This window comes from Propionicimonas sp., from assembly GCF_047606205.1.
Taxonomy (GTDB): domain Bacteria; phylum Actinomycetota; class Actinomycetes; order Propionibacteriales; family Propionibacteriaceae; genus Propionicimonas.
On record NZ_JASGES010000196.1, the window covers coordinates 1 to 11,364 of the forward strand.

The 11,364-nt window shown below is 71.8% G+C and carries 12 protein-coding genes; 4 read left to right on the forward strand and 8 right to left on the reverse strand.

Translation table 11 applies throughout. The features are described 5' to 3' along the window. The coding region (locus QM633_RS12245) for an MFS transporter (RefSeq protein WP_415154042.1) at positions 1-843 on the reverse strand (843 nt) is incomplete at its 3' end. A gap of 59 nt (positions 844-902) precedes the next feature. Here QM633_RS12245 and QM633_RS12250 point away from each other — a divergent pair. The 4 genes from QM633_RS12250 to QM633_RS12265 all read left to right on the forward strand — a co-directional run bounded on the left by QM633_RS12250 (position 903) and on the right by QM633_RS12265 (position 3,758). Beyond that, complete coding sequence (locus tag QM633_RS12250) at positions 903-1,814, forward strand: hypothetical protein (RefSeq protein ID WP_415154043.1); 912 nt, start codon at positions 903-905, stop codon at positions 1,812-1,814. Next, on the forward strand, positions 1,811-2,089 hold the full coding sequence (locus QM633_RS12255; RefSeq protein ID WP_415154044.1) for a DUF3039 domain-containing protein: 279 nt from the start codon (positions 1,811-1,813) through the stop codon (positions 2,087-2,089). The genes QM633_RS12250 and QM633_RS12255 overlap by 4 nt, the downstream gene beginning before the upstream one ends. Positions 2,090-2,350: 261 nt before the next feature. After that, positions 2,351-2,848 (forward strand): SixA phosphatase family protein, encoded by a 498-nt coding sequence (locus QM633_RS12260; protein ID WP_415154045.1) that lies wholly within the window; start codon positions 2,351-2,353, stop codon positions 2,846-2,848. 73 nt (positions 2,849-2,921) lie between these two features. Further along, entirely contained in the window at positions 2,922-3,758 is an 837-nt protein-coding gene (locus tag QM633_RS12265) for a M15 family metallopeptidase (RefSeq protein WP_415154046.1), read from the forward strand. Positions 3,759-3,797: 39 nt separating this feature from the next. Here the strand turns inward: QM633_RS12265 and QM633_RS12270 are convergent, their stop codons facing one another. From QM633_RS12270 to QM633_RS12300, 7 genes are all read right to left on the reverse strand, one after another. Continuing rightward, the gene (locus QM633_RS12270) at positions 3,798-5,528 is read right to left on the reverse strand and encodes an NAD-dependent malic enzyme (protein ID WP_415154047.1); all 1,731 of its coding nucleotides are present in this window, start codon (positions 5,526-5,528) and stop codon (positions 3,798-3,800) included. 137 nt (positions 5,529-5,665) lie between these two features. Beyond that, on the reverse strand, positions 5,666-7,081 hold the full coding sequence (gene ahcY / locus QM633_RS12275) for an adenosylhomocysteinase (protein WP_415154048.1): 1,416 nt from the start codon (positions 7,079-7,081) through the stop codon (positions 5,666-5,668). Between the two features lie 193 nt (positions 7,082-7,274). Then, positions 7,275-8,222 (reverse strand): cation diffusion facilitator family transporter, encoded by a 948-nt coding sequence (locus QM633_RS12280; RefSeq protein WP_415154049.1) that lies wholly within the window; start codon positions 8,220-8,222, stop codon positions 7,275-7,277. 79 nt (positions 8,223-8,301) lie between these two features. Next, positions 8,302-9,312 carry a hypothetical protein gene (locus QM633_RS12285; protein WP_415154050.1) on the reverse strand — a complete coding sequence of 337 codons (1,011 nt, stop codon included), beginning with the start codon at positions 9,310-9,312 and terminating at the stop codon, positions 8,302-8,304. A gap of 6 nt (positions 9,313-9,318) precedes the next feature. Further along, entirely contained in the window at positions 9,319-9,507 is a 189-nt protein-coding gene (locus tag QM633_RS12290; protein ID WP_415154051.1) for a Trm112 family protein, read from the reverse strand. Continuing rightward, entirely contained in the window at positions 9,507-10,859 is a 1,353-nt protein-coding gene (gene manB / locus QM633_RS12295; protein WP_415154052.1) for a phosphomannomutase/phosphoglucomutase, read from the reverse strand. Before manB ends, QM633_RS12290 begins: the two co-directional genes overlap by 1 nt. A 68-nt stretch (positions 10,860-10,927) precedes the next feature. Further along, positions 10,928-11,284 carry a DUF3499 domain-containing protein gene (locus tag QM633_RS12300; RefSeq protein ID WP_415154053.1) on the reverse strand — a complete coding sequence of 119 codons (357 nt, stop codon included), beginning with the start codon at positions 11,282-11,284 and terminating at the stop codon, positions 10,928-10,930. Between the last annotated feature and the right edge of the window lie 80 nt (positions 11,285-11,364).

Genomic DNA, 11,364 nt, shown 5'->3' on the forward strand with positions numbered 1-11,364 from the left:
CTGGGCGCCGGCGAAACCCGCCGCGGTGAGCGCGCGGACCACGATCACCGAGGGCAGGCCGCGCCCGGCCGGCCGGAAGCCCGCCGGCAGCAGCGGGGGCAGGCCGAACCACAGCATGGCCAGGCCGAGCCCTGCCCACAGCAGCGACCACGCCTGCAGGTCCTGGCCGGCGTACTGCAGCGCCACGGCCCCCGCAGCGACGAGCGCGGCCCAGGCGAGCTGCCGGGGCGCCGCGGGGACGTCGTCGTGCGGCGGCAGCCGGACCGTCCGCAGCGGCTTCAGCATCAGGGCACCGGCGATCGCCATCAGTGGCAGCACCGACCAGAACACCCAGTGCCACGACCACGTGTCGGACAGCCAGGCGGCGATCGCGGGGCCGACGAAGGACGGCACCATCCAGGCGGCCGAGAATCCGGTCAGCACGACGGCCCGCTCGCGGGCGTCGAAGACGCGGGCGACCACGACCATCACCGCCAGGTTCATGGTGCCGCCGCCCAGGCCCTGGACGAAGCGCCCGGCCAGCAGCGCGGCCATGGTGGGCGCGGACGCGGAGACGACGAGCCCCACGGCGAAAACCCCGAAACCCGCCACGAGCGGCACCTTCGGCCCGAGCCGGTCGCTGAACTGCCCGGCCGCGACGATCGCGAACGTCTGGGCCAGCATGAACGCGGTGAACGTCCACGCGTAGAGGTCGACGTCGCCGAGGTCGTCCGCCGCGGCGGGCATCGCCGTCAGCACCGCCATCGCCTCGAAGGCGATCGCGACCACGCTGAGCAGCAGGCCGACGGTGAGGCCACGCCGTGACGAGGCCCGCTCCGCGCCCGGCGTACCCGGCCCTGCCACCGGCCCCTCCCTTCTGCGGTTACGATCAGCCCGTCAGTCTCTCACGATCCGGGAGCCCCATGTCCTCGACCGAGCCGTCCAGCCCCGTACCGTCCCCGGACGGTACGGGCACGACACCAGGGTTCACCGCCCCCGCGACGCAGCCGTCGAACGGCTACCCGCAGCCGGGCCCGTCCCAGCCGTACGCGGCGTCCGCGCCGGGCGGGTACGCTCCGCCGGGACCGGCCGCCGCGCAGCCGTCCTCCCCGTACGCCTCGCAGCAGGCCACGCCGTACCCCGGTCAGCCCTCCGCAGGTCAGCAGTATCCCGCCCCGCCGTACCAGGGCCAGGGCTACGCCGGGCAGCCGTACCAGGGGCAGCCGTACCAGGGGCAGCCGTATCCGGCCCAGCCGTATCCTGGCCCGCAGTACCCGGGCCAACAGCACCCGGTCCCTTCTTCCGCCGGCCTGCCGTACCCGGGCCAGCCGTTCCCCGGGCAGCCGCCCGCCGGTCAGCCCTACGCCCAGCCCGCGCCGGTTCTCGCGCCCGCGGCCCCGACCGAGCAGGTGGGGCGCGGGCTGCTGTTCTCGCTGGGCGGCATCGTCGTCGGCGTCGTGATCACGATCCTGCTCTGGAAGCTCAACTTCATCGCATCGATCACGAGCTTCGCGATGGCCTACGCCACCATCTGGCTGTACACCAAGGGAGCGGGCACCCCGCCCCGCAGGGGCGTCGGCGGGGTGATCGCGATCATCGTCGCGGGAGTCGTGGTGTCGCTCGCGTCCGTCGTGGCGGTGGACGCGCTCGACTACCTCGCCACCCAGTACCCGGACGCGTCGTTCGGCGAGAAGGCCGACTTCGTCCTGTCCAACCTCCTGCAGCCCGACGTCTGGCAGTCCTACGCGGGCAATGTGGTGATGTACTTCCTCTTCGCCGCACTGGGTACCTTTGGTCTGATCCGACAGCTCGGCCGTGCGAAGGGTGCCAGATGACCACGGAGAACCCGTCCCCGACGGTGACCACGATCGTCAAGGAGCGCACCGACGCGCGCCCCGACCTGCGCCCGGAGGAGGGCGACCACGAGCGCTTCTCCCACTACGTGCCGAAGGCGAAGCTCACCGAGGCGATGGTGATGGGCACGCCGGTGATCGCGCTGTGCGGCAAGGTGTGGGTGCCGTCCCGCAATCCCGACCGCTACCCGGTATGCCCGGAGTGCAAGGAGATCTGGCAGTCGATGCGTCCCGGCGAGGGCGACGACCAGGCCTGAACCGGCCGCCCGGGGCGCCGAGACCCGGACCTCCCGCGGGGGTTGCACGACGCGACGACGACGCATGTCTGAGCGCCGGTCCCGCGGCGGCTGCCGGTCAATGCTGTTCCGAGCGAGGACGTGCCGGGCAGGCTGATCGGCACGGCCACATCCTGGGGGCGATCCTGGCCCTGTGCCCCACGATGTGGCCGCCGCAGGTCGCCCGACCCGGCACACCGCAGCACGGGACAGGATTGTTCCGCAGTCTCCTAGGATGATCCCGTGGCATCGAAGACCCTGATCGTCCTGAGGCACGCGAAGTCGTCCTGGCAGACCGCGGAGGCCGACCTGCGCCGCCCGCTCTCCGAGCGTGGCGAACGGGACGCGGTGGCCGCGGGCAGGATTCTCGCCGAGTACGCCCTCGACGCGGTACTCGCCTCCACCGCGACCCGCGTCCAGCAGACCTGGCAGGGGGCCGTCGAGGGTGGTGCGGCCTGCTCCGACGTCCGGGTGTCCGAGCTGATCTACCACGCCTGGCCCGGCGAGCTGCTCTCCGAACTGCACGAGCTCGACGAGACCGTCCACACCGTGCTGCTGATCGGGCACCAACCGACGCTGGGCGACCTGATCACCACCCTGGCCAAGCCCTCGCCGCTGACCGCGAAGATCGAGGCCAAGTTCCCCACCGCGGGGCTCGCCGTCCTCACCTACCGGGGTGGCTGGAAGACCCTGGACGCCGGCAGGGCGACCCTCCAGCGCTTTGAGATCCCGAGGGGCTGAGCCTCGGCGCGGAGTCCCGCCCGAGCCCACCGACAGCACACCCCGCCACGCCCTCCCCGCGCGGCCCGCACGCGTGCGCGGCTACCGCCTGCTGGGCGCGCTCGGCATTCTGGTGAGCTTCGTCGCTGGCCTGGCCGCCGGACCCCTGCTCGGGATCGATGTCTCCCACCAGGCCGCGGCGACGGCGGCAGCGGCGGTCACCGAGACGGCCACGCCGGTCGCGGCGGACGTCGCCGCGTCTCCGTCCACCACGACGCCCGTGACGCCGACAGCGTCGGCACCGGCGGCGACCAGCAGCACGACGGCGACCAGCACGGCGTGCCGGGGCGCGAAGGACACCCGGCGCTCCGCTGCGCAGAAGGCCACGCCGTTCACCGTGTGCGGGGTCGAGATCATCAACAGCCACCACCGGGTGAGCGCCGGCTACGCGCCGAAGCTGGTCACCGTGAAGGTGCGGGCCTCCGGCGTCCCGAGCGTCCGCCTGCAGCCGGCGGCCGCGACGGCGCTGGTTCGCTTCTTCGCCGCCGCCCGCAAGGCGGGGTTCACCCCGGTGGTGCGGTCCTCCTACCGCTCCTATGCGACCCAGAGCAGGTGGTACGCGACGATGAGCCACCTCTACACGGCAGCGCCCGGCGCCAGCGAGCACCAGTCCGGGCTGGCGGTCGACCTGGCCGGGATCGAGAACGGACGGCTCGTCCGCGGCACCACGCTGGGCACGTCGCGGACCGGCCGGTGGCTGCTCGCCCACGCCGCCGCCTACGGGTTCATTCTGCGCTACCCGACGAACGAGTCGAAGATCACCGGCATCGCGTTCGAGCCGTGGCACTTCCGCTACGTCGGGGTGGACGTGGCCAGGGGCGTCGACGCCACCAGGACGAAGACCCTCGAGCGCTATCTCGGCGTCAGCTGACGCCGCCCGGCTCCCCGGCGACCCCGGGCGCGAGCGGGGTCAGCTCACCGGGCTGGCGGGCAGGATGTCCAGCCGCGGATACTCCGGTTTCCACATGTGCTGGTAGATGTCGTTGATCGGGTTGGTCATCGGTCGCCGGGCCAGTCCCTGGGCCTGCGCGGTCTGTGCGACGGCTTTGGCCACGGTCGCGGCGACCAGCCGGAGATCGCTCATCGCCGGCAGCAGGGACGCGCCGGGCCGGTACTCGTTCTGCAGCCCGGCCAGGGCGTCCGCCGCGGCGTAGATCATCTCCGGCGTGACCCGCTCGGCCTGCACCACCGCGACGCCCAACCCGAGACCGGGGAAGATCAGCGCGTTGTTGGCCTGCGCGATCGTGTGGTACACCTCGCCGTGCCGGATGGTGCCGAACGGGCTGCCGGTGGCGATCAGGACACGGCCCTGGGTCCACTCCAGCAGGTCGGCCGGCTGCGCCTCGCTGCGGCTGGTCGGGTTCGACAGCGGCATGACGATCGGGCGCTCGCAGTGCTCGGCCATCGCGCGCACGACGTCCTCGGTGAACGCCCCGTGTTGCGCGGATGTGCCGATCAGGATGGTCGGCTGCACCGCTCGCACCGCCTCGAGCAGGCTGATCCGGTCGGGGTCGGCGACCGTCCAGTCGGCCACCTCGGCCCGCCGGCGCGCGTAGGGAACCTGGAAGTCGCGCACGCCGCTGCTGTCCTGAAGGATCAGACCGCGAGAGTTGAACGCCCAGAACCGCTCGTACGCGTCCTGCGCGGGCAGCCCGGAGCGGTCCATCGCCTCGCGGATCAGGTCGGCGACGCCGACCCCCGCCGTCCCTGCCCCGTAGATCAGCACGCGGTGCTCGGGCAGCGGCACCCCGGTGAGCCGGACGGCGGCGAGCACGGCGGCCAGGACCACGGCCGCGGTGCCCTGGATGTCGTCGTTGAAGGTGCAGATGCTGTCGCTGTACCGGTTGAGGATGCGATGGGCGTTGCCGGCCCCGAAGTCCTCCCAGTGCAGCATCGCGTTGGGGAACAGCCGGGTGACGGTGGTCACGAACAGGTCAATGAACTCGTCGTACCGCTCGCCGCGCACCCGGGCGTGCCGTTCGCCGAGGTAGAGGTCGCTGTTCAGCAGGCCCAGGTTGTCGGTGCCGACGTCCAGCACGACGGGGATCACCCGCCGCGGGTGGATGCCGGCCGCCGCGGTGTACACGCCGAGCTTGCCGATCGCGATCTGGATGCCCCCGATGCCCTGGTCGCCGATGCCGAGGATTCCCTCGGAGTCGGTGACGACGATCAGGTCCACGTCGTCGGCGTCCATCTCGAAGTCGGCCAGCGACTTCTCCATGAGCTCGGGGTGGTCGATCGAGAGGAACACGCCCCTGGCGCCGGTGTACTCGTGGCTGAACCGCTCGATCGCCTCGCCGATCGTCGGGGTGTAGATGATCGGCAGCATCTCCTCGATGTGCTCGCTGAGCAGCCGGTAGAACAGCACCTCGTTGCGGTCGCGCAGCTGGGTCAGCTGGATGAACTTCGCCAGCGGCGACGGGGACCGGCTGTACTGCGCGTAGATGCGGCGCAACTGCTCCTCGATCGTGGTGACCCGGCTCGGCAGCAGCCCCGAGAGCCCGAGTTCCTCACGCTCGGCGAGGGTGAAGGCGGTGCCGCGGTTGGCCATCGGGTGCACGAGGATCAACCGGCCCCGCGCACTGATCTGGAGCACAGCGTCGCGGGTGGTGGTGTCCAGGTTGAAGTCGCGCTGACGCATTCGCGCCCTCCTCGGTCGTTCGGGTCATGACGAGCCTAGCCACCGCGGCGGCCGTCGCCGACCGGGCCGCCCCCGTGGACGAGTGTGCCGGCGCGCCTCCGCCGATCGGGACCGGGTCTGCCCTGCGTCCGCCGTGCTCAGTAGCGGTAGTGCTCGGCCTTGAACGGCCCCTCCACCGGGACGCCGAGGTAGTCGGCCTGCTCCTGGCTGAGCTGGCTGAGGTGGACGCCGAGCGCGGCCAGGTGCAGCGTCGCAACGTACTCGTCGAGGTGCTTGGGCAGGGTGTGGACGCCGACGGGGTAGGTCTCCGGCCGGGTGAACAGCTCGATCTGGGCGAGCACCTGGTTCGCGAACGACGTGCTCATCACGAAGCTCGGGTGGCCGGTGGCGTTGCCGAGGTTGAGCAGGCGGCCCTCGCTGAGCACGATGACGGAGTGGCCGTCGGCGAAGTTCCAGCGATCCACCTGGGGCTTGATGGTGGTCCTGGTCGCGCCGTCGAGCGTCTCCAGGCCGGCCATGTCGATCTCGTTGTCGAAGTGGCCGATGTTGCCGACGATCGCCAGGTGCTTCATCCGCGACATCTGCTCCGCGGTGATCACCTTCAGGCAGCCGGTGGCGGTGATGAAGATGTCGGCGGTCTCCAGCACGTCCTCCAGCGTGGCGACCTGGTGGCCGTCCATCGCGGCCTGCAGCGCGCAGATCGGGTCGACCTCGGTGACGATCACCCGGGCGCCCTGACCCGCCAGGGCCGCCGCACAACCCTTGCCGACGTCGCCGTACCCGCAGACCACCGCCGTCTTGCCGCCGATCAGCACGTCGGTGGCGCGGTTGATGCCGTCGATCAGGGAGTGCCTGATGCCGTACCGGTTGTCGAACTTGCTCTTGGTGACCGAGTCGTTGACGTTGATCGCGGGGAAGAGCAGCGAGTTGTTGCGGGCCATCTCGTAGAGCCGGTGGACGCCGGTGGTGGTCTCCTCGGTGACGCCGAAGATGCTGTTGGCGATCGCCACCCAGTCCAGCGTGGACGCACGCAGCGTCGCCAGGACCACCCGGTACTCGTGCGAGTCGGACGCCGACGCCTCCGGGACGGCGCCGGCCTTGGCGAACTCAACGCCCTTGTGGACGAGCAGGGTCGCGTCGCCGCCGTCGTCGAGGATCATGTTCGGCGTCCGGTCGCCCCAGTCGAGGATTTTCTCCGTGCAGGCCCAGTAGTCCTCCAGCGCCTCGCCCTTCCAGGCGAACACCGACACCCCTTTGGGCTCCTCCGGCGTCCCGTCCCTGCCGACGACGACGGCTGCGGCGGCCTCGTCCTGGGTGGAGAAGATGTTGCACGACGCCCAGCGCACCTCGGCGCCCAGCGCGACGAGGGTCTCGATCAGGACCGCGGTCTGGACGGTCATGTGCAGCGAGCCGGCGATCCGCGCCCCGCGCAGCGGTTTGCTCGCGCCGTAGCGCTCGCGCAGGGCCATCAGGCCCGGCATCTCGTGCTCGGCGAGGGTGATCTGCTCTCGTCCGGAGGGGGCCAGGTTCAGGTCTGCGACGCGATGATCCACGAGGAGCAACCCTACGCGAAGTCCCGCCGTCCCCTGCTCTCGCCGCCCGCCCGGACGAGAAGGGGGACGGTTCCTTTTCCGTTCGCAGGTCTGTCCCGGATTCCCGTTCACCGTCGCCGACCCGGCGGGGACGCTGCCTGAACGGGAAAGGAACCGTCCCCCGAACGGGAAAGGAACCGTCCCCGAGTCGCGGTCAGGTGGCCCTGGGGGCGCGATCGATGTCGGGCTCGAGGTAGAGGGAGGTCACCATCGGGTTGGCCGCGCGGATCGCCGCCTCCGCGTTGTCGATCACCTCCGCCACCCTGGCCGCGGACGTGGTCGGCTCCACGGCGATCTTCGCCGCCACCAGCACCTCGGCCGGACCGAGGTGGAGCGTCTTGAGGTGGATCACCCGCTGGACGCCGTCCGCGCCGGCCAGGGCATCGGTGATCTGCCGGACGGCCTCCGGCGTCGCCGACTCGCCCAGCAACAGGCTGCGGGTCTCGACAGCGAGGGTCACGGCGACGGCGATCAGCAGCACGCCGATCAGGCCCGTGCCGAACGCGTCCCACAGGCCGTTGTGGGTGAGCAGGGTCATCCCGACGCCGATCAGCGCGAAGACCAGGCCGAGCAGGGCCGCGAAGTCCTCCAGCAGGATCACCGGCAGGTCGGGTGACTTGGCCGAGCGGATGTACTGCAGCCAGGACTGGCGTCCCTTGAGCGGCGTCGACTCCCGCACCGCGGTGCGGAAGCTGAGCCCCTCGGCCCCGACGGCGAACACCAGCACGGCGATCGGGACCCACCACCACTGGCTCTCCAGGAGCTCGTTGGGGTGGCCGGCAACGACCTCCTCGTACTTGTGGAAGGCCTCGTAGACGGCGAACAGGCCGCCGAGGCTGAACAGGATCACCGAGACGAGGAAGGCGTTGATGAACGGCGCCCTGCCGTAACCGAACGGGTGCTCCTCGCTGGCCTCCCGCCTGGCGACCTGCCCGCCGCGCAGCAGCAGGATCTGGTTCGAGGTGTCGGCCAGCGAGTGGACGCCCTCCGCCAGCATCGAGGCCGCCCCGGTCAGGGCCCATGCCCCGAACTTCGTCGCCGCGATGAACGCGTTTGCAGAGAGTGCGGCGATGATCGCCCTGGTCCCACCGTGACTGCTCACTCCCACATCCTGCCAGAGCGCCTGCGCGGCCGGATCGCCGGCGTCCCAGCCGGCGGCCGGGGTGCGGACGGGACGCCGGTCAGGCGCGGCCGAGACCGACCTGGAGGTACGCGGCGGCGAACAGACCCTGCTGGAGCACGGTCACGTAGCGTTCGACGGCGGTGCCCTGGGTGTGGGCGAGGTTGGAGACCAGCACGTCCTTGGCGAGCGCCGAGGAGCGCAGCAGGATGCGCTCCTCCGCCGCCTGCTCGTCATCCATCCCGTCGTCGACCAGGACGAGGCCTGGGCGCGGCTCGACGCCGGTCTCCTCGAACGGGTCGGCGAAGGGGTCGCGCAGCGGCACCTCGGCCAGCAGCGGACGCAACGCGCCCGCGTCCGCCGACAGCACGATCCGTCCGCTCGCCGACCGCAGCGCCTCTGCAATCCGGCGGCTGGCGCGCGCGGCGAGAATCGACCCGCCCCACACCATCGGCTTGGCGTCGGCGAGCTCGAGCGCAACAGCCTTGGCCGGGTTCTGGGTGGCGTCGAGAGCGAGCGACGACTCCGCGGCGACGACGTCCATCGCGTCGGCCACAGCCTCGGGACTGACCAGGGGGCCGAGGCCGAGCCGGTGCAGGGCGACCAGCGCGACGACCGCGGCGGCGAGTGGGTCGCCGGTGGAGGTCGGCAACAGCGTGGTGGACGCGGAGGCGGACTGGCGGGCCAGCACCGAGTCGGCGGGGCATGCGACCAGGAGCCGGCAGCCGCGCCGCACCGCCTCGAAGGCTGCGGCGAGACTGACCTTGTCGCCCCCGCCCATCACCACGACGATATCCAGCGGCCCGACCCACCCGGGCAGGCCCAGCCGGGGCCACGCCACCAGAGGCACCGGACAGGTCGGCTCGAGCACGGCCCTGAGCAGTCGCGCCTCGGGGCCGAAGGTGATCATCGCCCTGGGCCGGTCGTCGGGGTCGAGCCGGCTCAGCGGCACCTCGGCGGACGCGGCCTCGCGGCGCACCCGCGCGCCGGCCTCGGCGAGCGGACGAAGCAGGTGGTCGGCAGCGCGCAGTGCATCGGCGTCCTCAAGGCGCGCGTCGTCGAACTCGTACACGGCCGTCTAGCCGGCGTCGCCGGGGCGCCTGGCCTCATCGATGAGCAGGATCGGGATGCCGTCCCGCACCGGATAGGCCAGGCCGCAGTCGGGTCCGGTGCAGACCAGCTCCGACGCCTCGTAGTCCCAGGCCAGGGCGGTGTGGCAGGAGGGGCAGACCAGCAACTCCAGCACCTCGGCGGGCAGATCACTCATCAACGGTCCTTTCGGATGATGGCCAGGGCCTCGTCGCGCAGGGCTGCGACGACACCGGGATCCCTGGCTTCGACGTTGAGCCGCAGCAGCGGCTCCGTGTTCGACTCCCGCACGCTCACCCACCAGTCGGGCGTGCTGACCAGCAGGCCGTCCACCCAGGAGACCTCACCGCGGCCGGCGAAGGCCTCGGCCACCTCGGTCATGGCTGCCCGCGGGTCGGCGAGGGTCGAGTTGATCTCCCCGGACGCCGCGTACCGCGGGAGCTCGGCGGCCAGTTCGGACATCGGGCGGCCGGAACGGCCGACCAGCGCGAGGGCGTGCAGCCCGGCCAGCATGCCGGTGTCGGCGCCCCAGAAGTCGCGGAAGTAGTAGTGCGCGGAATGCTCGCCGCCGAAGATCGCGTGGTGGGCGGCCATCACGGCCTTCATCCGGGTGTGGCCGACAGCGCTCACCGCGATCCTGCCGCCCGCTGCGGCCACGACCTCCGCGACGGTCCGGGAGGTGATCGTGTTCACCACGATCGTCCCACCCGGCTCGCGCACGAGCTCCTGTCGGGCGATCAGCGCGGTCACCACCGAGGGACTGACCACCTCGCCGCGCTCGTCGATGATGAAACAGCGGTCCGCGTCCCCGTCGAAGACGAGGGCGAGGTCGGCGCCGTGCTCGACGACGGCCCGCTGGGCATCGACGAGGTTGGCCGGCTCCAGCGGGTTGGGCTGGTGGTTGGGGAAGCTCCCGTCGAGGTCCATGAACAGGCCGACCACGTCGACGTCGAGCGGCCCGAGGACCGCCGGGGTGGTGAAGCCACCCATCCCGTTGCCGGCGTCGACGACGACCTTGAGTCGACGCATCCCGCCCAGGGGCACGAGGGAGTGCAGGTGGGCGACGTAGTCGGGGAGCAGGTCGGCGGTCCGGTACTGACCGCGGGGCTCGCGTTCAGGTAGTTCAACGTACGACAGCTCGCGGATCCGAAGCATGAGTTCCGGTGTGATCGGGGCGGCGTCGGGCAGGCAGAACTTCACGCCGTTGTAGGTGGCCGGATTGTGCGACGCGGTGAACTGCACGGCCGGCAGGTGAGTGTGGCCGGAGGCGAACCAGACGCCGTCCGTGCTGGCCAGGCCGATGTCGAGGACGTCGGCGCCCTGGCCCATCGCGCCGTCGGCGAAGGCGAGGCTGAGCTCGCGTCCCCCTGCGCGCATGTCACGGCCCAGCACGAACTCCCTGCCGGCCAGATCGAAGGCCACGGCGAACGCCGCTCCGATCGCCCGGGCACCGTCGAGGTCCCACTCGGGATGGTCGCCACCGACGAGACCGCGGATGTCGTTGGCCTTGAAGACCTGGGGTTCGATCACGCTGCGAGCCTAGCGCCCGCTCCGGGTGGCGCGAAGCGCACGCCGGCAGCCCGGCGAGTGCCGGTTGCTCAGGCCTCCGGCAGGTCGGCGAGGACGGCGAGGTGGCCCTTCCGCCGGCTCACCGCGGGTGGCTGTCCCGGGTCCGGTGCGCCCTCGCCCAGGCCCACCCTGCGCACGGCGTCCGCCAGCGCCATCAGGTCGTCGCTGGACGCCCGGGGACCGGAGTCGTCGCCGGGCAGCCGGATCACCTCCCAGCCGCGGGGCGCGCTCAGCCGGCGCGAGTGCTCGCGGCACAGGTCGTAGGTGCCCGGCTCGGCACGAAGGGCCAGCGGGCCGACGACGGCGGTGGAGTCGGCGTACACATAGGTGAGCGTGGCCACGGCCGGCTCGGTGCACGCCGTCCGCGAGCAGCGCCGGTTGATCACGGCGCCACGTTACCTCCGCGGCCCGCCGGCGCGCGGCACCCGGGACCGGTGTGGCGGCGCCCGCATCCGGGCCGGGCGGC